We start from the raw sequence: 24924 nt of genomic DNA on the forward strand, positions 1-24924 counted from the left end.
GACATTATGTTGCGGTGCACATAAATAGGATGCAGAAACATTAAATGAAGGATTCTCCCAATGTTCAATATCGCAGACATGACTAAAATGAACCAAGACGTTTTGAATGCTGTTACTGCTTCTTCAGAAACTGCAAACAAAGCTCTTCAACAAATTGCTTCTGAAGCAACTGATTTTTCAAAAAAATCATACGAAGAAGGTACTGCTGTTGCAGAAAAACTAGCAGCTGTTAAATCTTTCGACAAAGCTTTTGAAATTCAAAGCGAGTATGCAAAATCTTCTTACGAAGCATTTGTTGCACAATCTACTAAAGTTAGCGAAATGTACCAAAATCTTGCAAAAGACGCTTTCAAAACTTTTGAAGCACCTAAAACGACTGCTAAAGCAAAAGCTTAATCCTCCTAAGCTAGATTGCTTCGGCCTTAGGGCCGTTATATCTGACCTCGAGCTTCCTCCCAAGCTCGGGGTTTTTTGCTGTTTTTGGGTTGTTTTTCGGTCATTTTTTTAAAATAATTGTCTGGAAAGAATTATTTTTGCTGGTCATGATCCCTCAAGGGCTTAAAATACACGAAACGAATACATAGCTAATGCAAAGAGACGTTTAAGGCATCTCAACTTAAAGGGCATAAAAAACAATATGAAGTTTGTTAAATCGGAAGTGATGATGATGGCGGATAAAGAGCCAAAGGATGGTTCGCCTGATAATGATTTTTCGACGGTTACAGCCGAAAAACCAAAGGTGAAGAAACCGAACCTTTATCGTGTGCTATTATTAAATGATGACTATACACCGATGGAATTTGTTATTTTTGTGCTTGAAAACTTTTTTCAAAAGGACCGCGATGCGGCAACACGTATCATGTTGCATGTACATAATCACGGTGCTGGAGAATGTGGTGTCTTTACATATGAAGTTGCAGAATCCAAAGTCACACAGGTCATGGACCTTGCGCAGGAGAATCAACATCCCTTGCAGTGTGTGATGGAAAAGAAATAAGGAAGAAATCGTGCCTACATTTTCCAACAGTCTTGAGCAATCGCTTCACAGAGCGCTAACTTTAGCTAATGATCGACGTCATGAATATGCAACGCTAGAGCATCTACTATTGGCGCTATGTGAGGATGATGATGCGGCCGCTGTTATGCGTGCGTGCAATGTAGATCTTGATCATCTGAAACGGATCGTGACAGAATACGTAGACAAGGATCTATCTAATCTGGTTGCAGATTATGGTGAAGATTCAAAGCCAACGACTGGATTCCAGCGCGTCATCCAGCGGGCGGTTATCCATGTGCAATCTTCTGGTCGGGATGAAGTGACAGGGGCTAACGTGCTTGTTGCAATTTTTGCAGAGCGCGAAAGCCATGCTGCATATTTTCTCCAAGAACAGGAAATGACACGCTTTGACGCAGTTAATTATATTTCGCATGGTATTGGTAAACGCCCGGGTTCAGGGAGTGATAACTCAATTCGCGGCGCTGATTTGCCAGATACGAGCAGTTCCAGCTCTTCAGAAGGAGAGCAGGGCGAAGAGGGTGCCTCTGGTAAAAAACAGGATGCCCTAAGTGCATATTGTGTAGATCTCAATGCAAAAGCTGAAGCGGGCAAAGTTGATCCATTGATTGGGCGAAGCCAAGAAGTTGACCGGACAATTCAGATTCTTTGCCGCCGCTCAAAGAACAATCCGCTTTATGTGGGTGATCCAGGTGTGGGTAAGACAGCAATTGCTGAAGGTTTGGCAAAGCGCATCATTGAAGAAGATGTGCCTGAAGTTCTTCATGGTTCAATCATTTATTCGCTTGATATGGGTGCGCTACTTGCCGGCACTCGCTACCGTGGTGATTTTGAAGAGCGCTTGAAACAGGTTATGAAAGAACTCGAGGACAAACCTGAAGCAATTTTGTTCATCGATGAAATTCATACAATTATCGGTGCTGGTGCAACATCAGGTGGCGCAATGGATGCGTCTAACTTACTGAAACCAGCGCTCGCATCGGGCAATATCCGTTGTATTGGTTCAACCACATACAAAGAATATCGTCAGTTCTTTGAGAAAGACCGTGCGTTGGTGCGCCGTTTCCAAAAGATCGACGTTAACGAGCCAACAGTTGATGAAACAATAGATATCTTGAAGGGTTTAAAGTCACGCTTTGAAGATTATCACAAGATCAAATACACTGATGATGCAATCAAGGCGGCTGTTGAATTATCAGCGCGTTATATTACGGATCGTAAATTGCCGGACAAGGCAATTGATGTGATCGATGAATCTGGTGCGGCACAAATGCTTGTACCAGAGGAAAAACGCGCAAAACGTCTGACTGAGAATCAAATAGAAGCAACCGTTGCCACAATGGCGCGGATACCAGCTAAAACGGTTTCTAAAGACGACAAGCAAGTATTGGCAACTCTTGATAAAGAATTGCGCAGTGTTGTTTATGGTCAGGATAATGCGATTGAGCAGCTAACGGCAGCCATTCGTCTGGCCCGTGCAGGTCTTCGTGAACCAGATAAGCCAATTGGTTCCTATTTGTTCTCTGGCCCGACTGGTGTTGGTAAAACAGAGGTTGCCAAACAGCTGGCGTCTTCGCTTGGCGTAGAATTGCTGCGCTTTGATATGTCTGAATATATGGAGCGTCATACGGTGTCTCGCCTGCTTGGTGCGCCTCCCGGATATGTCGGCTTTGACCAGGGTGGTTTGTTGACCGATGGTGTGGATCAGCATCCGCACTGTGTATTGTTACTTGATGAGATCGAAAAAGGTCATCCCGATATCTACAATATCTTGTTGCAGGTTATGGATCATGGGTCTCTGACTGATCACAACGGCAAACAAGTGAATTTCCGCAATGTTGTTTTGATTATGACAACAAATGCAGGGGCATCGGAAGCGGCAAAAACAGCTATCGGGTTTGGGTCTTCCAAGCGCGAGGGTGATGATGAAGAAGCCATCAACCGCTTGTTTACACCTGAATTCCGCAACCGTTTGGATGCGATTATTCCATTTGGTATCCTGCCGACAAAGGTTATTCATCAGGTTGTGCAAAAATTTGTTATGCAGCTTGAGGCGCAACTAGAAGAGCGCAATGTAACATTTGAACTTTCCGATCCTGCCGTATCGTGGCTGGCCAAGAAAGGGTATGATGAACGTATGGGTGCGCGACCTCTGTCACGTGTGATCCAAGAACACATCAAGAAGCCGCTTGCCAATGAGTTACTGTTTGGGAAGTTGACCAAGGGTGGCGTGGTTAAAGTTGGCGTTCAGAAAGGTGAAGATGGGAAAGATGAGCTTGTTTTAGAATCTATCCCAGTAACAACTCGTGCTAAGCCCAAGAAAGAAGCTGTACCAACGAAGAAACCTGCGGCACGTAAGACAGCGTCAAAAACGACCAAACCTAAATCACCGTCTGGCTCGTCGTCTCCATCTGATGACGGTGATACGAAACCAAAACGACGAGTGGGCAAAGCAAAAACTGCGGTAACAGCAAAAAACGTGGCAAAAGATGCTGATGCTTCAAAACCAAAGCGTAGATCTCCAACATCTGTTCCCAAGGTTCCGCGTAAAAAGTAATGTAACTAATAGTAATTCGCTACATACGTAGTGATGTTTGTTCAATGATATAAGAATAAAACGGCCCTACAAGAAGTCTGTTGGGCCGTTTTATTTATCAAAAATAATCAGTAGGTTACTTATTGATCCAGGTTTTAGTAAAGCATTCGAATTCGTACTTCATTAACTGACCATTTAGCCCCGTGAATAGATGGTTTAGTAGTTTCATCTACCACCATTCTAATCGCATTGTTGACAGCAGTTTCATACTTGTCGATTGGAACCGTATTCTGTGTCACATCATCTACCATGTTTTTAGGTTTCTCGGAAAATGTTACCTTGATTTCATCCATAGAGGCTTTTATCTCCGTGGGATTGAGATCATTGCCAAATTTATCTGTAATCTTACTTGCGATAAACGTAACAGATGCAACAGTTAGGGCTGGCGTGAAAGCAGCAATTACTTTCACCAAGGTATTTGGATTAGGCATAATAAGTTACCCTACGATGGCAAAGGTGCATTGACCCAGTTACCACTTGCATCGTAGCTGATTGTTTCAACTTGGCTTTTTCCATCAAATACGACCTCTCCGACTTTGCCGAGATTAGCGGCGATAATCGTTCCAGTTTGTTGCGTATTAGCAAACCAAATCTGATAGCGGTCGATTGGAGTTAGTGTGGCAGTTCCAATGTCCATGCCGCTTTGGGTGTTTACGAAAATCGGATTTCCATCGCTGTCATTTAAAATTTCATGGGGGTTTGCCTGCAACTGGTTATCAATTGTAATAGATCCAGCAGCGCCGGAGCCAGTTGGTTTTCCGAATACTCCGATATCACTTAATGAAACAGTTTCGCCCAAATTCACAGTTACGGGGTCGCCGGATGCTCTAATTTTTACGCCCTTTTTGGAAGGAAGCGTGTTGGTGTAGTTGACCTCATAAGATGGAGTTGTGACTGTAAATGAATCATTTGGACCATAGGAAGGATTTCCAGATGTGGCTTTTGCGCCCTTCGATTGCCAAATGACAGTATAAACTCCATTGACTTTCTTCGCCAAAAATAGGCTGTAGTTATTTTTTTTCTGTGCAGCGAACTGCCCTGGATCAATTTGAACATTAATTGTTTCAGCGCTTTTAGTCATAATATAACTCCTTAGATTGTATTGAAATGCAGTACAATTAAAGAGTGTAGTAATTTGATGCTAAAAGATATTACTCCGATGGGGTATCGGTTACATCGTGCGTGGCAATGAATAATGCTAGTTCAGCAATGGAATGTATGTTCAATGCCTTATATATGTTGCGGCGGTGTTTGCGGACAGTCAGAGGGCTAATTGATAGGTCTCTTGCGATATGCTTACTGGTTTTGCCTGCCGTGACCGCTAGCGATATCTGTTGTTGGCGTGGACTGAGCCGATACCAGCTCGTTTTAAGTTTGGGTGTTTTACAACACTTTTCAGAGCGAGATTCACCGCATAGACCACAAGCTCTGCTGCATCGTGTAATTCAAGTTTAGATAGAATATTAGAACGATGTTTGCGAACTGTATAATATGTAATTCCCAAAGACTTAGCTATGCCTCTGGTATTTAGACCTCGCCCCAGTAGATTTAAAATCTCTACCTCCCGTCTTGTGAGTTTTTGGGCGGCTTCTTTAGTCAAGCTCTATAGGCCAATTTGAAAACATCTATTCTACCTTCATAAAACTAACCAATTTATTTCATTGATCTTTTACATGACGCGGCTTTAATTTTAGTAAATGGCTTACTATAGGTTATGGGGTGTTATTGGTACGGAATTTTATGTGTTAGAATGTTAATATCACTTTGGATGGCATGCACACTGGGTCATTTGCGAGATATAGTGGCGTGTTTTTTCTTTCCTTTTTTTGGCGTTCGATTATGACTATTGAAATGGAAAGACTCAGACACAATCCAAAAATCCATTGGTTCCTAAAAGGTATGCGTGTTTTATTCACACTGCCTGCATTAACGCTTGCCTGCGCGATCATCGGCTTTGCTGGTTTTGCGATTGAAGTTGGCATTCCCATGCCCGAGGTCGTCGCGATGAATTTCTTCATCTGGGCGCTGCCTGCAAAACTAATCATGGTGTCTTCTATTTTGAGCGGCACATCTATTGCCGCGACGTTTATTGCTGTCACGCTTTCGTCTATACGTTTCATGCCCATGACCGCGTCGATTGTGCCAGAGATGCGGACAAAAGATACACGAACTTGGATTTTGATTATACTATCGCATTTTGTCGCTATAACAGGTTGGCTTTATGCATTTGAAAATTTCAAGAATGTGCCTCGTGAGAACAGAACTGTATATTTTGCAGGCGTTGGAGGTTCGCTTTTTATATTTAATACGCTTTTAGTTGCGATTGGTTACCCGCTTATAGAAACCTTTCCACCCTATGCATTGGCTGCGCTCTTTCTATTAACCCCTGTCTATTTCTTACTCTCACTTTGGCGCTCAGCTCGAAATTACTCAATCTATCTTGCAATGGGATTTGGGATTGTTTTAGGCCCAATCTTTAGTCAGTTTTTTCCGCAGATTGATATATTACTTGGAGGATTTGTTGGCGGATCTCTTGCGACGCTAATTTATGCAGTAGTTGAACATCGACGTGTGCAGGTATGAGCTATTACGCGCTAGACGCCTGGTGGTGGCCATTTGTTTTCATACTAATTGCCGGTTGGTTGGCAACCGATATATGGCGTTGGCTCGGCGTGATAGTGGGTAATCGTTTGCAAGAGGGCAGTCTTGCATTGACATGGGTGCGTGCTATGGCAACGTCACTTATCGCAGGCATTATTGCTAAATTGATCTTGCAGCCAACTGGCTCCCTTGCCGATTTTGATATTTATTTGCGTGTTCTCGCAGTTGCCACTGGGTTTTTAGTGTTTCTAATGGCAGGAAAACGCATCGCAGTCGGCATCTTAGTCGCGTTGCTTGTGTTGCTTGTTGGAGATTGGGGTTTGAATTTTCGAATTCTGACACGACTTTGGTGAGTTATAGATCAAAGTGCGGCGCGAATTTTATCCGCATTTTTCTTAAGTACGTCCATATCTTCCATCTCGCTCGTATGTGAGCGTATTGCAACACCCTCGTAGGTAGGAATGATATGAAAATGAATATGAAACACAACTTGACCGGCAGTTGTTTCATTGTTTTGTCGTATAAGGATGCCGTCAGCATTAAATGCTTCTTTGACCGCAATCGCAAGTTTTTGCGATGTTTTGATTACATGAGCCAGTGCATCCGGTGATACATCAAGAATGTTTCGGGCTGCTTCTTTTGATATAATCAAGCAATGGCCATTGCTCTGCGGCATCACGTCCATCAATGCATAAGAATGATCATCCTCATAAAGCTTTTCACTTGGAATTTCGCCACGTAAAATTTTGGCAAATATATTTTGATCATCATAGGTCATCGTCAGCTCCTTAGTTCGCCTCATTCTTAGCTTTAAACGGGCCGCGCGTCTTCAAAATCTCACCAATTTCCCCAACCTCTTGTCGTTCGTGGTCAAGGTAATCTGCAACAGCATTTCGAAACCCTTCATGCGGGATATAAATAGAAGAATAGGTTGTAACGGGTAGATACCCTCTTGCCAGTTTGTGTTGACCCTGCGCTCCAGCCTCAACGCGCGAAAGTCCGTGTTTTATCGCGTAATCAATTGCCTGATGGTAACAGACCTCAAAATGCAGAAATGGGTGGTCTTCAACGCACCCCCAATGGCGGCCATAGAGGCAATCAGACCCGATAAAGTTTATCGCACCCGCAATATAGCGCCCATCGCGCTTTGCCATGATAAGCAAGATGTCTTCGGGCATTGTTTTTGTGATTAACGAGAAGAATTCTCGTGTCAGGTAAGGTCGTCCCCATTTGCGCGATGATGTATCCATATAAAATTGGAAAAAAATGTCCCAAATGTCCTCGGTGAGTTGATCTCCGGTGAGCCATTCAATCGAGATATCATTATCCAGCGCGCTGCGGCGTTCTTTTTTAAGATTTTTGCGTTTGCGGGATGTCAGTGTTTCCAAGAAGGCATCATAATTTGCATAATTATCGTTGATGAAATGGAATTGCTGATCTGTACGCAGCAGAAATCCCACATTTGCCAGATTTCTGGCATGATCTTCCGGCATGAATGTGATGTGGGCTGATGAAAACCCGTACTTGTCGTTAATTTGGCAAAGTGCTGAGGCCAATGCCAATTGTCCAGATTTGTGTTCGACATCTGACGCCAATAGAAGGCGAGGGCCGGTTACCGGAGTAAAAGGTACGGAGCATTGAAATTTCGGGTAATACTGCCCACCCGAACGTTCCCATGCGTCGGCAAATGCATGATCAAACACATATTCACCCTGACTATGAGATTTTATATAGGCGGGAAGTGCGCCCAGAATTTCACCTTTTGGCCCTGATAACACCAAATGCTGCGGCATCCATCCAGTTTCGCGCGAAACAGAGCCTGAGCGTTCGAGAGCTGATAAAAAATTGTGAGAAATAAACGGGTTATATTCAGCGTTGGATTCTATTTTTGAAATAGACGGCATGGTCCTAGATGCGCCAACAAATCGATCCCAGTCCTGTTTTGAGATGTCATCTATGCTGCCAATTGTTTGGACTGTCAAAGGTGTATCAGCAGTGGTCATAAATGAGCTCGATTGGTGTTTATCCAGTTGCAGTGCACCTCAATATAGGCGTTCACACGTCTGGATTAAATCCTTCAAATGTAATTTGGTCAGCATAAAGATCCGAATGTGCTTTTTGATCGCTATTTCGTACTGTCCAAGAGATAATAGGCATATTCCTCTTACGCTGCGCCTGAATGAATGGATTAGGTAGATCTTTGATCTCGTAAGAGATGAAATCCAAGCCTAAATCTAATGCCTCTTCATGGGTAAAGAATGTTTCGGGTTCTAGGCCTTCTGCCGTTAAGCCAACCGGGTAAGGGCACTTGAGAGCGTGTAAGTCTCGCAATATATGATGATCAAATGACATCAGAGCGACTTTGCCTTTATATCCGTCTAAAGCATCGAGAGCTGCACCAGCAAATCCATCATCGTCGTTCTCTCGGCCTTTGAACTCGATGACAAGAGGTACTTGACAATTAATCATGCGCAAAGCTTCAGCAAGTGTGGGAATATGATCATCGGAGCCACCAACGCGAAGGGCGCCGAGTTCGGATGCCGTTTTAGCTCTTACATCACCATTTAGGCCGCAAAGCCGGTCTAATTTGTAATCATGAAAAACCATCGGAATGCCATCTGCGGAGAATTGCAGATCACATTCGATGGTATAATTGCCTGAAATCGCACGTTCAAATGATGTCAGGGTGTTTTCAAACACACCTTCATTTTCATTATGAAGACCACGATGGGCAATAGGGCGAGCCGTTAGCCAACCATGAGACATTATTCAAACTCAATAATGGCATCGATTTCAACAGAGGCATTAAAGGGTAGAGAAGACATACCAACAGCGGCACGCGCATGTTTACCGGCATCGGCCAAAATTTCAGCAAGAAGGTTTGATGCGCCATTTATAACGAGGTGCTGTTCATAAAAATCCGGCGTGGAAGAGACAAAGCCACTAATTTTGACGACTTGTTTAATGCGCGATAAATCACCAAGGGCAGCTTTTGCCTGCGCCAAAATATTAATTGCACAGGTTTCGGCGGCAGCGACCCCTTGTTCAACAGTCACGCTATGTCCCAGCTGGCCTTTTGCAGTAAAAGCACCATCAATCATTGGAAGTTGGCCGGAAATGAACAGTTGATTGCCAGAAATTGTATATGGCAGGTAGTTTGCAGCTGGTGCTGCGGCCTCTGGTAACGTAATATTCTTGTCGGCAAGGCGAGATTCAATGCTATCGGACATTCATTTGCTCCATTTGTGACAGATGGTAGATTCTGCTCTATTAATCAGGACGATTCGCGTCTGATTTAGAAAGTACCTGTTCAAAGCACGCATTTGAAGATAAACATGCCGAAAATTTGGGAGTGAGAGTAAAAAATTGTTTTTAACGTTTCAGCCTGTATCCTTGTTAAAAATAAGCGGCGCGACTTTTTTGGCCTGTAGTTTGTTCACTCAAGCGGCATCTGCCATTCAGTTAATTCCCCATAGGGTCGTTTATGAACTCAAGCTCAAAAATGCTTCAGAACGATCTGGCGTTACAGCACTTGCGGGGCGAATGGTATATGAGTTTACTGGCTCGGAATGCGATGGATATACTGTCAATTTTCGGTCTGTCAGTGAGATTTATGCTGGCGATACAGCGCGAATTTCTGATCAACAGGCCAGCTTTTATGAAAGTGCTGAAGATGAGAGCTTCAGTTTTATGAACCGTTCATATCTTGACGAGAAGCTTGATACCGAAGTCAGCGGTAGAGCGAACACAGAAGATGACGAGTTGGTTGTAAGTTATAAGAAGCCAGATCAAGATAATATTCATTTGCCAAAATCTCAATTTCCGACAGCTAATTTGATTGATTTAATTGAGCGCGCCAAGTCCGGCGAACGGATCTATGAGGCACGTATTTTTGACGGGTCTGATGGTGGTAATAAATCACTGATTACGACAACTATCATTGGAGAGTTTGAAGAGCCTGATAGTCTCGATGATGATGAAATCAAAATCATCGGCGAAGAGGGCGAAGCTGGCTACTGGCCTGTTTCGATTTCTTATTTTGAGGAAGGTGAAAATGGCGACACACTTCCAGTCTATCGCTTTGCTTTTAAACTCCATGAGAATGGCGTTAGTCGTGATCTAACGCTTGATCATGGATATCTCGTTATCGATGGTAAGGTTTCAGATTTTGAAATTCTAGATGAAGACGAGCCCTGTCGATAGTCTAAGGTTTTAGTTTTTCAATAAATCGGTCAACTTGTATTTCATCTGTGGCCCAAGATGTAAGAAGTCGCACTTGCGAACGTTCGTCATCAATCTTTTGCCAGATGTAAAAATCAAATGACTCACCTAAATAATTAATCACGCCGTTAGGTAAAATTGCCATTAGCATGTTGGCTTCGCATTCTGCGGCCATTTCAAATCCTGCGGCCTTGATGCCGTCGGCCATCTTTTTTGCGAGTCTGTTGGCATGGTTTGCGAGATTGAAATATAGATTATCGGAGAATAATTGCTTGAATTGTATGCCCAGCGCACTGCCTTTGGCTAGGAGTGCCCCGCGTTGCTTAAGGTGTATTTCAAAATCTTCTGCCAGCGCCTTATTGGGTATCACAATAGCTTCGCCGAACAATGCGCCGCATTTCGTGCCGCCAATCCAGAAGATATCGGTCAGCTCCGTTAAATCTGCCAATGTGAGATTGCTGTAATCAGATGCGAGTGCTGCTCCCAATCGCGCACCGTCAACCATTAGATAGAGCTCGTTAGCGCGGCACACCTTCGATAGAGCCGTGATCTCGTCTTTATTATAGACTGTTCCAATCTCCGTCGCATTTGAAATATAGACCATGCGTGGGCGTGTCACATGCGGAAAATGATTATGGCTATCCAGTACGTTTTGAAGGCTTTCTGCAGTCAATTTGCCATCTACAGCGTCCGTCGTAATAACTTTATGGCCAGTCGCTTCAATTGATCCAGCTTCATTGGTTTCTATATGGCCGCTTGCAGGTGCAATGACCGCCTCATGAGAACGTAGAGCGCAGGCATGGATGATCAAATTAGCTTGCGTACCGCCCGTCACAAAGAAGATTGGTGTCTCTGCTTGCCCCAAATGACCCCGAATAAGTGCGCGCGCCTCATCGGAATGTGAGTCGGTACCATAAGGCTCGGCCTGTTCCAGATTGGCTTTGGATATTGCTTCCAAAATACTTGGATGGCAGCCTTCACTATAGTCATTTCTAAAACTGTATTTCATTGTGTTCACATCTGTATTATTGGATCTTACCAGTAATCGAAAATTTGGCTGCAAGTCAAAATCTAATAAACGATGATTCACATAAGAAAAACCTTGCAATTGGGGAGTTTTCGCCGTATGTGAGCCTCATTCCACACGCAGATTGGGATTGATTGGGGAGAAATCCGATCCGTTCCGCCCGGTGGCGTTCTAATTTTGGTTCGCTTCTTTCTGCGCTAGGTACAACCGGTAAAAGGAGAAACGGCATGGCAATGCCTTCATTTTCAATGCGTCAGCTATTAGAAGCTGGCTGTCATTTTGGTCACCAGACACACCGCTGGAATCCCAAAATGAAAAAGTTCATCTTTGGTGAGCGTAACAACATTCACATCATCGACCTTGGTCAAACATACCCAATGCTTTCAAATGCGTTGCAGCTTGTTTCTGACACTGTAGCTAAAGGTGGTCGTGTACTTTTCGTAGGTACAAAACGTCAAGCATCTGAAATCGTTGCAAAAGCTGCTGTTGAATCAGCTCAGTATTATGTAAATGCTCGCTGGTTGGGCGGAATGTTGACCAATTGGAAAACAATTTCAAACTCAATCGCACGTCTTCGTAAACTAGACGAACTTCTTGCTGGTGATGCACAAGGTTTCACTAAGAAAGAACGTTTGAACCTAGAGCGCGAACGTGAAAAACTAAACCGTGCACTTGGCGGTATCCGCGATATGGGCGGCACACCTGACCTTATTTTTGTCATCGACACAAATAAAGAAGGCATTGCTATCCAAGAAGCAAAACGTCTTAAAATCCCTGTAGTTGCAGTTGTTGATTCGAACTGTGATCCAGACATCGTTGATTTCCCAATTCCTGGTAACGATGATGCTGCTCGTTCAATTTCGCTTTATTGCGATCTTATCAGCCGCGCATGCATCGATGGCATCGCACGTCAGCAAGGTTCGTCAGGTGTCGATTTGGGCGCAGCTGTTGACGCGCCGATTGAAGCTGCTGTTGTCGCGGACGAAGCTCCTGCCACAGAAGAGGCTCCAGCCGCTCAATAAGAGCTGATGAGTTTTTAGATTAGCACTGGCGGCATATTAATTTCTGCCAGTGCTACATGTTAAGTGTCATATAATTGAACCGATACTCTGGTATCGATGTAGAGATAATTTGAGATACATATCTCACTATTTTGCAAAAAGAGGCTAAAATGAGCATCACAGCAGCAATGGTTAAAGAACTGCGCGAAAAAACAGGCGCAGGCATGATGGACTGCAAGAAAGCACTAACAGAAGCTGGCGGCGACATGGAAGCTGCTATTGATTGGCTTCGTGCTAAAGGTATCGCAAAAGCTGACAAAAAGTCAGGACGTACAGCCGCTGAGGGCTTGATTGCTATTGCAAGCAATGAAAATTCAGCAGTTGTTGTTGAGTTAAACTCTGAAACAGATTTCGTTGCGGGCAATGCCGAATTCCAAGGCTTGGTAAATGGTATTGCTGATGTTGCTTTGACAACTGACGGTACGGTTGAAGCTGTGGTTGCAGCAAATCATCCTTCTGGAAAAACAGTTGAAGACACAGTTAAAGATGCCATCGGTACGATTGGTGAGAACATGACACTTCGTCGTTCTGCCAAATTGGAAGTTGGTAACGGTGTAGTTGCGTCATACATCCACAACGCAGTAACTGACAAACTTGGTAAGCTAGGCGTTCTTGTGGCGCTGGAATCAGATGGTGATAAAGAAAAGCTAGCGGCTGTTGGTCGTCAGGTTGCAATGCATGTTGCTGCAACGAGCCCACTTGCGGTTACGTCTGAAGAAGTTGATAAAGACGTAGCAGAGCGCGAGCGTCAAGTTTTCCTTGAGCAAGCTAAAGAATCCGGCAAGCCTGATAATATTGCAGAAAAAATGGTTGAAGGTCGCATGCGCAAATTCTTCCAAGAAGTTGCGTTGATGTCTCAGGCATTTGTTATGAACCCAGATCAAACTGTTGAAGAAGCTGTTAAAGCTGCGGAAGCAGAAGTCGGCGCACCGATTAAAGTAGCTGGTATGGCCCGCTTACTTCTTGGTGAAGGTGTTGAAAAAGAAGAAGAAGACTTTGCCGCTGAAGTGGCAGCGACTGCAAAAGGCTAAATGCTTTTTCAAAAATCTATTGGATTTTTTCCGAATATATTGGGGCATCGCGTGACAACGCGGTGCCCTTAGTGTATCCGATTGTGAGTTTGATTTTCATCAAACGATAATTATTAAAATGAAGGTGCTATATGTCTGAAGACCCAGTTTATAAACGTGTTTTGTTTAAAGCCTCTGGTGAGGCGCTTATGGGCGATCAGGGATTTGGTATTGATGTTAATGTTGCAGACCGCATAGCGAGCGATATTGCAGAAGTTCATAGAATGGGTGTCGAGGTTAGCGTTGTTGTTGGCGGCGGTAACATTTTTCGCGGCGTGGCAGTTGCTTCCAAAGGCGGTGATCGCGTAACCGGTGACCATATGGGTATGTTGGCAACAGTCATCAACGCACTGGCGTTGGCGACATCTTTGCGTAAATTAGGTGTGGAGACGGAAGTTCTATCAGCAATCGCGATGCCGGAACTATGCCAGAGTTTTTCTCAACGCGCTGCAAAGCATCATCTTATTAAAGGTCGTGTCGTCATTTTTGCCGGTGGCACTGGCAATCCATTCCTGACAACCGATACTGCTGCTGCTTTACGCGCGGCTGAGATGAATGCCGATGCTATTTTCAAAGGTACGCAGGTCGATGGAATTTATACCGCTGACCCTAAGACGACGCCTGATGCAACTCGCTTTAATGAATTGACCCATGATGAGGTCTTACGGCGCGGGCTTGCTGTTATGGATATGGCAGCTGTGTCGCTTGCGCGCGAAAATAATATTCCAATTGTTGTGTTTTCTATCCATGAGAAAGGTGGTTTTGCCGAAATTCTTAGAGGTGGTGGACGTTCAACGATTGTGCGTGATAACTAATATAAATATTGCTGAACAGAATCTTATGGAGTGGAATATGCCCGGTACTGATTTGAATGACCTGAAACGTCGTATGGACGGAGCTGTTACAGCGTTCAAGAAAGAACTAGCTGCACTAAGAACAGGACGCGCATCCGGAAATCTGCTTGATCCGGTTATGGTTGATGCATATGGATCGAAAGTACCTCTTAATACGGTTGCCAATATTACCGTTCCAGAACCACGCATGCTTGCCGTTAATGTTTGGGATAAAACAATGGTCGCTGATGTCGAAAAAGCGATTCGTAATGCCAATCTTGGATTTAATCCTATCACTGATGGTCAAAATTTACGTATACCAATGCCAGATTTGAATGAGGAACGTCGCAAAGAATTGGTTAAGCTTGCTGGCACATATGCTGAAAATGCAAAAGTTGCTATTCGTCACGTTCGACGTGATGGCATGGATGGCCTTAAAAAAGCCGAAAAGGATGGTGATCTTGGTAAAGATGACGCACATGCTCAGTCTGAAAATGTACAAAAAGCAACAGATGATGTGACCAAAGAGATTGATGTTTTGCTTGCAGATAAAGAAAAAGAGATCATGACCGTTTAGTCAGATCAAGTTTGGGCGGGCCAGCATTTTGCAGACATTTTCAAATAATATTCCCGAACATGTAGCTATTATTATGGATGGCAATGGCCGATGGGCTAAAGGGCAGGGGTTGCCTCGAAGTGCAGGTCATAAAAAGGGTGTAGAAACGCTCCGCCAAGTGGTCACAACATCAGGAGAAATTGGAGTTAAATATCTAACACTTTTTGCATTTTCTTCTGAAAATTGGAGCCGGCCAGCCGAAGAAGTCGGTTTCTTAATGGGACTGTTAAAAACCTTTATGAAGCGTGATTTGGGAAAACTTCGCGATAAAAATGTTCGCGTACGCATAATTGGTGGCCGAGAAAATCTACAATTGGATATCTTAAAGCTTTTGCTAGAGGCAGAAGAGTCAACTGCGCAGAACACGGGTCTAAATCTTGTGATTGCATTTAACTATGGCGCTCGTGATGAAATCGCAAGGGCAACAAAGAGAATTGCAGCCGATGTTAAATCTGGCCTGTTGGATGTAAATGATATCAATGAATGCTGTGTATCTTCCTATCTTGATACAAGGTCCATTCCAGATCCCGAACTCATCATTCGCTCCAGTGGGGAGCAGCGATTGTCAAATTTTCTGTTATGGCAGGCGGCATATTCAGAGTTTGTTTTTGTAGATGAGCTGTGGCCTGATTTTACAAAAGATGTCTATTTATGCGCGATTGATAAGTTTAAATCTCGCGAAAGACGTTTTGGCGGTGTTGTTCCCCAAAAAGTTGCTGTAACTTCTTGAGGATGAACTTCGATTATATATGTTCTTTGCGTAATTAAACGTATACCTTTATAAAAAAAGGGCTGCTACTTTGTGCATTTCTCATATTAAGAACAATTATTTAGCAAGAATCGCATGAGCAGAGAGTTAAAGCTGCGCACCATTTCTGCGATTGTGTTGGCAATATTGGCTATATTCTCGACCTGGATGGGTGGTAAGGTATTTGCCTGCGTAGTGATTGTCGCTGGGTTCTTGATTTACTATGAGTGGAGCACCATCACGGCTCTAAGGAGTAAAAGTATTCGCGCCAATGGTGTTGCATGGCTGACACTGGTTCTCAGCTTTTCATTTTTGCTGTTTGATTTGCCGATTTATGCTTTTGTTGTTCTTCTAGGTGGCGCTGCTGTTGCGATGATTTTTGGCGCAAGGCAGGGTGTTTCGGCGGTATCTGTAGCGGGGATTTTTTATGCAGGGTTTCCTGTCATCGCGCTGACCGAGTTACGTGGCGATGGGCTCTTCGGGCTATTTGCAGTAATTTTTGTTTTAAGCATTGTTTGGGCTACCGATATTTTTGCCTATTTTTGCGGTAAAGCGATAGGTGGTCGAAAGTTAGCTCCCGCCATTTCACCAGGCAAAACGTGGTCGGGTGCCATATTTGGTTTGGCAGCAGGTGTGGGTGTTGGGCTTATAAGCGTGATGATGCTCAGGTATGGCGGCGGAATTTTCGTTCCAATCGTTGCAGCAGCAATTTCCATATCAGGTCAAATTGGAGATTTGTTTGAATCTTGGATCAAGCGAAGATATGGGGTCAAAGATTCAAGCCAGCTTATACCTGGACACGGAGGGTTTATGGATCGGTTAGATGGTGTTATTTTTGCCGCGATAATCGCGTTTGTAATCGCTACCCTAAACCAGTATTATAGTGGTATTGATTCAAGTTCGATATTGGCTGTACACCTCTTAGACTTATAGATTTCAAACGTTACTACTCCTCAACTGGACAAAATTATGGATATCCTCAGTTCGCTATATTCGATTTTGACTGGAAATGTTCTTTCCTTCATTGTTGTTCTTTCAATCGTCGTTTTTGTACATGAGATGGGACATTACCTCGTCGGTAAATGGTGCGGTATTCATGCGACAACATTTTCCATAGGTTTTGGTAAAGAACTCTTTGGATTTACAGATAAATCCGGAACTCGCTGGCGGTTAGCGTTAATTCCATTAGGTGGATACGTCAAATTTTTTGGTGATCAAAATGCGGCAAGCGCATCAGATGGCACAGCGATAGAAATGTCCGAAGCTGACAAAGCTCGTTCTTTTTATTATGCGTCAGTAGGTCGTCGTGCATTGACGGTTCTTGCCGGACCAATGGCCAACTTCATTCTCACCATTCTTATTTTCACAGCAATGTTTGCGACATTTGGTCGGCAAATTGCTGATCCAATCATATCAGAGGTTGTTGCTCAATCGCCGGCCGAGAAAGCAGGTCTTCAGAAGGGGGATTTGTTTGTTGCTGTTGACGGTATAGAGGTAATCGTTTTTCAAGATCTAAAACGCTATATAAGCTCCAGACCTGAAACAGAAGTTGCAATTACAGTTAAACGAAATGGGCAGGATGAAATACTGACCTTGATTCCTGATCGGATTGTAAGCAAGGATCGTTTTGGAAATGAGATAGAAGAGGGGCGAATGGGTGTGATGGTGAGTGCCGAAGGAGGCAATTTCCGTCAGCAGACATTCACTCTTCCTGAGGCGGTAGGACAGGCTTTTTCTGAAAGTTGGTTCATCGTAACCCGTACATTTGATTATATTGGCAACATATTAGTCGGTCGTGAAAGTGCAAAACAACTTAGTGGCCCCATAGGGATCGCGAAAATTTCAGGTCAGGTGGCCACCTTGGGTGTCCTTGCACTCGTACAATTGATGGCAGTAATTTCACTTTCTATTGGCTTGCTGAACTTAATGCCCATACCTATTCTCGATGGCGGTCATTTAGTGTTTTATGCTTTTGAGGCAATATTGGGGCGGCCATTGAGTCTCAAGACACAAGATTATGCGTTGCGAGTAGGTATAATGATTCTTTTATCGCTTATGATATTCACCACGTTTAACGATGTCGGATCTATCTACAAAAACATAGTTGGCAGTTAGTAGTCGCCTATTTTGTAAGGATCTTTGGTAAAATAGTGAAATAATTTGTTAACCCTAAAACATATCAGTTGAATGGGTGGCATGATAAATAATAAATAAGTAAACGGAATTTAACGCTTTTCCTTGCTTGTAGGGGAAAAGCGTTTTAAACGTAAACCATAGTGCGAGTCTGGGCTAGGTTCAGGCGCGCCGTTGCGTTGTTAAAAGAAGGTACGTAGTGCAATGAAGTTTCGTTCTCGTCTGTTAAGTGCTGTTTCAGCCGTCTCATTATCGGCAGGTATCGCGATTACAGGAGTTGGCTCAGCTATGGTTGTCATGACTGGTATTGCCGAGGCTGCTGTGGTTAGCCGCATTGTTGTTCAGGGGAATTCGCGCGTTGATGCATCAACAGTGCGTAATAATCTGACTATCACACCAGGTGGTCGTTTTAATAATGATGATATTGATGAGTCAGTTAAGCGTCTTTTTGCAACGGGGTTCTTCTCCGATGTTAGTATTCGGGTTGCTGGTGGCAGCCTAATTGTTGATGTCTCTGAAAATCAGGTTGTCAATCAGGTTGTTTTTAACGGTAATAAAAAACTTAAAGACCGCCAATTGCAAAATGTCGTGCAAACCGCGTCATTGGGACCGTATAATGATCTAATCGTTGCTGCAGATATTGAGGCTATAAAAAGCGCATACGCTGGTATCGGTCGAGATGATGCAAGCGTAACGACACAAGTTGTGCCTTTGGGCAATGGTCGAATTAATATTGCGTTTCAAGTTAATGAAGGCGACAGAACAAAAATTTCAAGAATAAATTTTGTTGGTAACAATTCTATCGCTAATAATCGTCTTGCTGATGTTATTTCGACGAAGAAATCTAACTTTTTGAGCTTTCTCAGCCGTAAAGATATTTACGATCAAGATAAATTATTGGCTGATGAGGAGCTTCTAAGACGGTTTTATTATAATCAGGGTTTTGCTGACTTCCGTGTAACATCGTCCTATGCAGATCTTAATGAAGCTACAAATGAATATGAAGTTACCTTCACTGTTGATGAAGGTGAACGCTATAAATTTGGTGCTATTAATGTTGATAGTACGATACCGGGCATAGACACAGATTCATTAGCTCGCGTTATTAAAAGTAAATCAGGTAAAACTTACAGCGCAAGATCGGTAGAAGATACGATTACAGCAATTGCAGATGAAGTAGCCGCGCAAGGCTATCCATTTGCGCAGATTACGCCACGAGGAGATCGCGATTTTTCTGGCCGAACAATATCGGTAGATTACCTTGTTGATGAAGGTACACGCGCCTATGTTGAACGTATTGAAATCATTGGTAATACGCGTACAAGAGATTACGTAATCCGTCGTGAATTCGATATTAGTGAAGGTGATCCTTACAATCAGGTTCTGTTGCGTAAGGCTACTAAGCGCCTAAATCAATTGGGTTATTTCTCATCCGTCGACATATCAACGCGCCCTGGTTCTGAAGCTGATCGTGTGATCTTGGTTGTAAATGTTCAAGACAAGGCAACCGGCGAGTTCGGAATCGGTGGTGGTTATTCAAATACTACAGGGGCGTCTGCTGACATTTCCATTACTGAGAAAAACTTCTTGGGTCGCGGTCAATTCATTAAGCTTTCAGCGGGTCGTGGCGAAAATACGCAAAAGTACAATCTTTCATTCACAGAGCCCTATTTCCTGGGTTATAGATTGGCTGCAGGATTTGATTTATTCAGTGAAGAAGATACCTCAAACAGCGGTTACACAGCCAATACGCAAGGTGGAAGCTTAAGAATCGCAGCGCCATTGACGGATTATTTGTCATTGTCTGCCGCATATAATTATAGTCTGGTTAAATACCCGTCAGTGTCTACAATTGCATCAAATCCGGAAAAAGCTGTTGTTACTGCAGGAAACCGTACAACGTCTTCTATTTCCTATGCACTTACATATAAGAATTTTGATGATGAGCAATTTACACGTGAAGGTTACGGTGTTCGTTTAAATCAGGAAATTGCTGGCTTAGGTGGTGACGCTCAATACATCAAGACGACAGCAAAAGCGTCATATTTTGATGTTATTTCCGAGGCTGTTGATCTTATTGGTTCTGTGAAAGTGGGTGCAGGGTATGTGCAAGCGCTCAATGGCAATAATTTGAACGTGTTTGAGCATTTATATCTTGGTGGTGAAACCGTTCGTGGTTTTGATACAAAAGGTATAGGCCCACGAGTATTTTCGGGTGCATCGAACATTGAAGCGGCAGGTGGCACGACATACTTCAATGCAAGTGTTCAAGTGAGTGCACCATTTCCAGCGGTATCGCGTGACTTTGGGTTAAGGCTTAACCTGTTTGCAGATGCCGCAACATTGTATGGTAATGATATTTCAGCTTCTGATCTTGGTGGACAAACAATCACTGGTTCAAGCATGAAGTGGCGTTCGTCCGTCGGTGTTGGAATTACTTGGGCATCTCCATTTGGGCCTCTTAATTTCTATTATGCGGAGCCTGTTGTTAAACAAAGCTTTGACAAAACTCGCCGGTTTGGCTTTGGTGCTTCAACACGTTTTTAAGTTAAGTAATCCCGTCTTCTTAGGCGGGATTCCATTTGTATGTCTGGTCGGTTGCAATGGGTAATTCTTTTTTCGCTTGTTCGGATAACTTGCCCGTAGCAAAAATAATTGAAATTACCAATGCGCAGGTTGAGCAAGATATTTCACCTGATTTGTATGTTTCAGATGTTGCGCCAATAGAGCGTGCTAATCGTTCTGAAATTACATTTATTAGATCGCGTAAATCTCTGAATTTATTAGATAAAACAAGCGCTGGATTTGTGTTTTGTACAAAAGCTTTGGCGTCAAAGATTCCTGAACATATTATTGCTCTTATTGTTGTAAATCCGCAACTGGCCTTTACCCAGACAATCGCTCTTTTTTATCCAGACGCCTCTACTGCAATTATCCAAAATGTTGAGAACAAAATCTCTGCGAACGCTATCATACATGAAACAGCAAGATTGGAAACAGGTGCACATATAGGTGCGGGCGCTATCATAGGTGCCGATGTATCTATCGGCGAAGGCAGTGTCATCGGCGCGAATACAGTTATTGAACAAGGCTGCAAGATAGGTCGATTATGTTCCATTGGCCCAAATGTAACACTGCAAAACAGTTTAATTGGCAACCGAGTTACTCTTCACGCAGGAGCTTGTATTGGTCAGGATGGCTTTGGATATATAACAACAAAAACAGCGCATCTAAAAATCCCCCAGATTGGTAGAGTTATCATTCAAGATGATGTCGAGATTGGAGCGAATACGACAATTGATCGTGGTGCCTTAGATGATACGGTCATCGGCGAGGGGACTAAAATTGATAACCTAGTGCAGATTGGTCACAATGTAACAATCGGGCGCAATTGCATGATTGTTTCACAGGTTGGAATTGCAGGTAGCGCGACACTCGGTGACTTTGTCGCCCTAGGCGGTAATGTTGGTGTAAATGGTCATATTACCATTGGTGATCGTGCACAAATTGCTGCGAAAAGTGCTGTTCCAGCCGATGTTCCCGCTGGCGCAATTTGGGGCGGAATTCCTGCAAGGCCGATGAAGGCCTTTTTGCGTGATGTAGCTGAAATCAATGCAAGAGCCTTTGGGCGAGGAAAATACAATAAAGATGGAGATTCAAATGAGTGATTCTGATCAAAACGCTTTAGAAACAGCTGACATAATGAAAATTATGGAACTGCTTCCACACAGATATCCATTTCTTCTTGTTGATAAAATTATTGATATTGATGGAGACAGTTCGGCGGTTGGCATTAAAAACGTGACAATGAACGAACCGCACTTTACGGGCCATTTTCCTGCGCAACCTGTTATGCCAGGAGTGCTGATTGTTGAAGCTATGGCGCAAACATCTGGCGCGATTTGCGTCATGAATTCTGGCGTAGAGGCAGATGTCGTTTACTTTATGACTATTGATAATTGCCGCTTTAGAAAGCCAGTTGTTCCAGGTGATCGATTGGAAATACACGTCAAAAAAATCAAACAACGTGGAACAATTTGGAAGTTCCATTGTGAAGGTATTGTAGATGGCAAAAAAGTTGCGGAAGCTGATATTGGTGCCATGCTTGTTGCCAATGAAGAAGGCAAGTAGATGATTTCAGCTTCAGCGCAAGTTCACCCATCTTCGATTGTGGAAGATGGTGCTATTTTGGCGGATGGCGTTAAGGTCGGTCCTTTTTGTATGATTGGGTCAAAAGCTCAAATTGGTAAAAATGTAGAGCTTAAAAGCCATATATCAGTTATGGGGAATACTAAGATTGGTGCAGACACACTCATTTTTCCGCAGGCTGCTTTGGGTGGTGACCCGCAAAACATCCATTATAATGGTGAAGATACTAAGCTGATCATTGGTGAGCGTTGTACTATTCGCGAAGGCGTGACGATGAACACAGGTATGCCTGACGCTGGTAATAGAACTATAATTGGCAACGACTGTCTTTTCCTCGCATATTCCCATATCGCGCATGACTGTCGTGTTGGGAACAATGTTATCCTTTCAAATAATGTGATGCTTGGCGGACATGTTGAGGTTGGGAACAATGTCATTATGGGCGGCGGGGCCGCTGCGCACCAGTTTGTTCGTATTGGACACCATGCTTTTATGGGTGGTTTGTCACTGGCAAATCATGACGTTATACCATTTGGAATGGTGACTGGCGCTCCTGGTTCACTTATGGGTCTGAATGTTATTGGACTTAGCCGTTCAGGTTTTAGCCGGTCCGACATTCTTTCGATAAGGCGTTTCTATAAACATATGTTTGAAGGGGTGGGGCACTTCAAAGATCGGCTAGAGCAGGCAAAAGCATCCAAGATGAATAGTCTGGAAAAAGATATTTTTGATTTTGTCTCGATTGATAGTAAGCGGGGTTTTCTATTCCCTCCTCAAGATCGGAAAAGAGGCTGACAATGGCATCTACGTCGCCAAATTCTCAAAGCGACGGCCGATTAGCAATTATTGCTGGCTACGGACAACTTCCGCTTGATGTTGCGCTGGCCGCAAAAGATATTGGTGAGAATCCATTTGTGTTTAAACTTGTTGGTGAAGCTGACCAAAACTGGGACGGATTTGAAACGACAGCTTTTCAAGTTGGTGATTTTTCATACTTAAAACAGCAGATTACACAGCGCTGTATCAAGCGAATTGTTATGGCTGGAGGTGTTAAGAAACGCCCGCAAATTTCACAGGTTCGCCCATCGCTAAACACTATCCTAGCATTACCATCAATAATTCGGAAAATTATCTCAGGCGGAGATGATGCGCTTCTGCGTGGCTTTATTGAGCTGATCGAAGCGCAAGGTTGCAAGGTTGTAGGCGCTCATGAGATCGTTCCTGATTTGCTGGCAGACATTGGTACTATTGGTGCGCATAGTGCAGATAAGACAGCTAAGAATGATATGAAGGTAGCTATTGAAGCTGCACTTAAGCTAGGTGAGCTAGATATAGGGCAGGCTGCTGTGGCTGTCAGTGGCCGTGTGGTAGCGTTGGAGGGGCTTGAGGGTACCGATGCAATGCTCTCTCGTGTTGAAGGTTTACGGAAGGCCGGACGCCTTCCAAACGGTAAAAAGGGAGTGTTGGTCAAATTTTGCAAGCCAAAGCAAGATATGCGGGCAGATTTACCCACTATTGGCCCTGAAACCATAGAGCATGCGAAGCGTGCCGGACTAGCTGGGATTGTTCTTGAAGCAGGTAAATCTTTTATCTTACACAGAGACAAAACAATCAAAACCGCTGATAAAGAGGGACTTTTTATTTTGGGCGCTGAACGCGATGTTGCATAGATGAGCAATCTGGGTGGGATAAAGTTAGCCGTAATTGCGGGCGAAGTATCAGGTGATCACTTGGCCGCGGATCTTGTGCATGAAATAAAATTTCAACTTAAGAAGACAGATACAGCACTCGAATTGATTGGCGTCGGCGGCGAGGGATTAGAAGAGGAGGGGCTTACCTCGTTTTTTGATTATTCTGAGCTTTCATTGATAGGAATAGGTGCTGTTTTGAAGCAGTTGCCAAAACTTCTAATGCGCATAAATCAGACCGCTAAGGCGATTATTTCGCAGCAACCGGATGTCTTAATAATTGTAGACAGTCCAGATTTTACACACCGTGTTGCAAAGAAAGTGCATGAAGAACTTCCCGACCTTCCCATCATAAATTACGTATGCCCAACAGTATGGGCATGGAAACCGGAACGGGCGGAAAAAATGCGTGCCTATGTCAATCACGTGCTGTCTGTGTTCCCATTTGAGCCTGAGGTGGTTGCAAAGTTAAATGGTCCCCCACTTACCTACATAGGTCATCGATTGGTTGAAAATAAACAACTGAACAAAGCTCGCTCTGCTCAGAAAAAACGTAAGCTTACCGATCAAGCAAAAACCTTTCTTCTACTTCCTGGTTCTCGCAATAGTGAAATCATGCGTCTTATCGATGTCATGGGTGATGCGGCAGAGGAGTTGGCGATACAATACCCTACAGCGAAATTTGTTATTCCCACGTTAGAGCGATTTCGTGCAAAGATAGAGGATGAAACTAAAGCCTGGTCGGTTGATGTCGATATCGTTACAGGAGAGGCCAATAAATGGAAGGCGTTCGCTGAGGCTGATGCAGCACTTGCAGCATCTGGAACCATATTGTTGGAACTTGCGCTGGCGGGTGTACCTTGTATTTCGATCTATAAAACAGATATCTTGCTGAGAATGCTGTCATATAAAATCAAAACCTGGTCAGCCGCCTTACCTAATCTCATTGCTGGTTATCCGGTGATACCCGAATATATTGACCATATGCTGCGACCAAGCGCGTTGGCTCGTAAATTGAACCGATTGGCATCTCCGACATTAGAGCGTGAGGCAATGCTGGAAGCATTTGGTCTTGTCCATCAGAAAATGAAGGTAGATAGAGCGCCAAGCGTAATGGGTGCGGAGATCGTCATTTCGCATATAAAAAAGGACGCTAAATAGCGTCC

Annotated in this window: 27 protein-coding genes; 19 read left to right on the forward strand and 8 right to left on the reverse strand. The window is 43.7% G+C overall.

The genetic code is table 11. From position 1 onward, the window contains the following. Positions 1-60: 60 nt before the first annotated feature. The 3 genes from G3W54_RS13685 (at position 61) to clpA (ending at position 3572) form a co-directional block, all read left to right on the forward strand. Complete coding sequence (locus G3W54_RS13685; RefSeq protein ID WP_162653796.1) at positions 61-396, forward strand: phasin family protein; 336 nt, start codon at positions 61-63, stop codon at positions 394-396. A gap of 241 nt (positions 397-637) precedes the next feature. After that, entirely contained in the window at positions 638-997 is a 360-nt protein-coding gene (gene clpS / locus G3W54_RS13690; RefSeq protein ID WP_244627938.1) for an ATP-dependent Clp protease adapter ClpS, read from the forward strand. Positions 998-1007: 10 nt separating this feature from the next. Further along, positions 1008-3572 (forward strand): ATP-dependent Clp protease ATP-binding subunit ClpA, encoded by a 2565-nt coding sequence (gene clpA, locus G3W54_RS13695; RefSeq protein WP_162653798.1) that lies wholly within the window; start codon positions 1008-1010, stop codon positions 3570-3572. Between the two features lie 134 nt (positions 3573-3706). Here clpA and G3W54_RS13700 read toward each other — a convergent pair whose 3' ends face one another. The 3 genes from G3W54_RS13700 to G3W54_RS19310 form a co-directional block, all read right to left on the reverse strand. Continuing rightward, on the reverse strand, positions 3707-4042 hold the full coding sequence (locus G3W54_RS13700) for a hypothetical protein (RefSeq protein ID WP_162653800.1): 336 nt from the start codon (positions 4040-4042) through the stop codon (positions 3707-3709). An 11-nt stretch (positions 4043-4053) separates the two neighbouring features. Continuing rightward, positions 4054-4692 (reverse strand): hypothetical protein, encoded by a 639-nt coding sequence (locus G3W54_RS13705; protein ID WP_162653802.1) that lies wholly within the window; start codon positions 4690-4692, stop codon positions 4054-4056. Between the two features lie 240 nt (positions 4693-4932). Then, positions 4933-5211, reverse strand: a complete 279-nt coding sequence (locus tag G3W54_RS19310) for a LuxR C-terminal-related transcriptional regulator (protein ID WP_162653803.1) — start codon at positions 5209-5211, stop codon at positions 4933-4935. Positions 5212-5450: 239 nt separating this feature from the next. Here G3W54_RS19310 and G3W54_RS13720 point away from each other — a divergent pair, with 239 nt between their 5' ends. Continuing rightward, positions 5451-6194 carry an AzlC family ABC transporter permease gene (locus G3W54_RS13720; protein WP_244627939.1) on the forward strand — a complete coding sequence of 248 codons (744 nt, stop codon included), beginning with the start codon at positions 5451-5453 and terminating at the stop codon, positions 6192-6194. Further along, the gene (locus G3W54_RS13725) at positions 6191-6565 is read left to right on the forward strand and encodes an AzlD domain-containing protein (RefSeq protein WP_162653805.1); all 375 of its coding nucleotides are present in this window, start codon (positions 6191-6193) and stop codon (positions 6563-6565) included. Before G3W54_RS13720 ends, G3W54_RS13725 begins: the two co-directional genes overlap by 4 nt. An 8-nt stretch (positions 6566-6573) precedes the next feature. Here the strand turns inward: G3W54_RS13725 and G3W54_RS13730 are convergent, their stop codons facing one another. From G3W54_RS13730 to G3W54_RS13745, 4 genes are read right to left on the reverse strand one after another with little or no spacing between them, the layout of a single operon-like run. Next, positions 6574-6996 (reverse strand): HIT family protein, encoded by a 423-nt coding sequence (locus G3W54_RS13730; protein ID WP_162654425.1) that lies wholly within the window; start codon positions 6994-6996, stop codon positions 6574-6576. A gap of 4 nt (positions 6997-7000) precedes the next feature. After that, positions 7001-8215 (reverse strand): GNAT family N-acetyltransferase, encoded by a 1215-nt coding sequence (locus G3W54_RS13735; RefSeq protein ID WP_162653806.1) that lies wholly within the window; start codon positions 8213-8215, stop codon positions 7001-7003. 52 nt (positions 8216-8267) lie between these two features. Continuing rightward, the gene (locus tag G3W54_RS13740) at positions 8268-8978 is read right to left on the reverse strand and encodes a glycerophosphodiester phosphodiesterase (RefSeq protein ID WP_162653808.1); all 711 of its coding nucleotides are present in this window, start codon (positions 8976-8978) and stop codon (positions 8268-8270) included. Continuing rightward, entirely contained in the window at positions 8978-9442 is a 465-nt protein-coding gene (locus G3W54_RS13745; RefSeq protein ID WP_162653810.1) for a RidA family protein, read from the reverse strand. Before G3W54_RS13745 ends, G3W54_RS13740 begins: the two co-directional genes overlap by 1 nt. A 202-nt stretch (positions 9443-9644) precedes the next feature. Here G3W54_RS13745 and G3W54_RS13750 point away from each other — a divergent pair, with 202 nt between their 5' ends. After that, positions 9645-10415, forward strand: coding sequence for a cell envelope integrity EipB family protein (locus G3W54_RS13750; RefSeq protein ID WP_162653812.1), 771 nt, complete (start codon positions 9645-9647; stop codon positions 10413-10415). A 1-nt stretch (position 10416) separates the two neighbouring features. Here G3W54_RS13750 and G3W54_RS13755 read toward each other — a convergent pair whose 3' ends face one another. Then, the gene (locus tag G3W54_RS13755) at positions 10417-11442 is read right to left on the reverse strand and encodes an aminotransferase class I/II-fold pyridoxal phosphate-dependent enzyme (RefSeq protein WP_162653813.1); all 1026 of its coding nucleotides are present in this window, start codon (positions 11440-11442) and stop codon (positions 10417-10419) included. Between the two features lie 245 nt (positions 11443-11687). Between G3W54_RS13755 and rpsB the strand changes: the two genes are divergently transcribed. From rpsB to lpxB, 13 genes are all read left to right on the forward strand, one after another. Next, complete coding sequence (gene rpsB / locus G3W54_RS13760; RefSeq protein WP_162653815.1) at positions 11688-12482, forward strand: 30S ribosomal protein S2; 795 nt, start codon at positions 11688-11690, stop codon at positions 12480-12482. A gap of 149 nt (positions 12483-12631) precedes the next feature. Then, positions 12632-13552 (forward strand): translation elongation factor Ts, encoded by a 921-nt coding sequence (gene tsf / locus G3W54_RS13765; protein ID WP_162653817.1) that lies wholly within the window; start codon positions 12632-12634, stop codon positions 13550-13552. Positions 13553-13683: 131 nt separating this feature from the next. Further along, a complete protein-coding gene (gene pyrH / locus G3W54_RS13770; protein ID WP_162653818.1) occupies positions 13684-14406 on the forward strand; it encodes a UMP kinase in 723 nt (240 codons plus the stop codon). 37 nt (positions 14407-14443) lie between these two features. Then, the gene (gene frr / locus G3W54_RS13775) at positions 14444-15001 is read left to right on the forward strand and encodes a ribosome recycling factor (RefSeq protein WP_162653820.1); all 558 of its coding nucleotides are present in this window, start codon (positions 14444-14446) and stop codon (positions 14999-15001) included. Between the two features lie 28 nt (positions 15002-15029). Beyond that, positions 15030-15770: an isoprenyl transferase gene (locus tag G3W54_RS13780; RefSeq protein WP_162653822.1), complete on the forward strand. Its 741-nt coding sequence runs from the start codon at positions 15030-15032 to the stop codon at positions 15768-15770. A gap of 114 nt (positions 15771-15884) precedes the next feature. After that, positions 15885-16721, forward strand: a complete 837-nt coding sequence (locus G3W54_RS13785; RefSeq protein WP_162653824.1) for a phosphatidate cytidylyltransferase — start codon at positions 15885-15887, stop codon at positions 16719-16721. A gap of 36 nt (positions 16722-16757) precedes the next feature. Then, positions 16758-17903, forward strand: coding sequence for an RIP metalloprotease RseP (gene rseP / locus G3W54_RS13790; RefSeq protein ID WP_162653826.1), 1146 nt, complete (start codon positions 16758-16760; stop codon positions 17901-17903). A 222-nt stretch (positions 17904-18125) separates the two neighbouring features. Continuing rightward, on the forward strand, positions 18126-20468 hold the full coding sequence (bamA, locus tag G3W54_RS13795; RefSeq protein WP_162653827.1) for an outer membrane protein assembly factor BamA: 2343 nt from the start codon (positions 18126-18128) through the stop codon (positions 20466-20468). 56 nt (positions 20469-20524) lie between these two features. Then, positions 20525-21589, forward strand: a complete 1065-nt coding sequence (lpxD, locus tag G3W54_RS13800; RefSeq protein WP_162653829.1) for a UDP-3-O-(3-hydroxymyristoyl)glucosamine N-acyltransferase — start codon at positions 20525-20527, stop codon at positions 21587-21589. Then, a complete protein-coding gene (gene fabZ / locus G3W54_RS13805; protein WP_162653831.1) occupies positions 21582-22052 on the forward strand; it encodes a 3-hydroxyacyl-ACP dehydratase FabZ in 471 nt (156 codons plus the stop codon). Before lpxD ends, fabZ begins: the two co-directional genes overlap by 8 nt. After that, entirely contained in the window at positions 22053-22865 is an 813-nt protein-coding gene (gene lpxA, locus G3W54_RS13810) for an acyl-ACP--UDP-N-acetylglucosamine O-acyltransferase (RefSeq protein WP_162653833.1), read from the forward strand. Between the two features lie 2 nt (positions 22866-22867). Beyond that, the gene (lpxI, locus tag G3W54_RS13815; RefSeq protein ID WP_162653835.1) at positions 22868-23740 is read left to right on the forward strand and encodes a UDP-2,3-diacylglucosamine diphosphatase LpxI; all 873 of its coding nucleotides are present in this window, start codon (positions 22868-22870) and stop codon (positions 23738-23740) included. Beyond that, positions 23741-24919, forward strand: a complete 1179-nt coding sequence (gene lpxB / locus G3W54_RS13820; RefSeq protein ID WP_162653836.1) for a lipid-A-disaccharide synthase — start codon at positions 23741-23743, stop codon at positions 24917-24919. The last annotated feature ends 5 nt before the right edge of the window (positions 24920-24924 follow it).

It is taken from the genome of Lentilitoribacter sp. Alg239-R112 (assembly GCF_900537175.1).
Lineage (GTDB): Bacteria > Pseudomonadota > Alphaproteobacteria > Rhizobiales > Rhizobiaceae > Lentilitoribacter.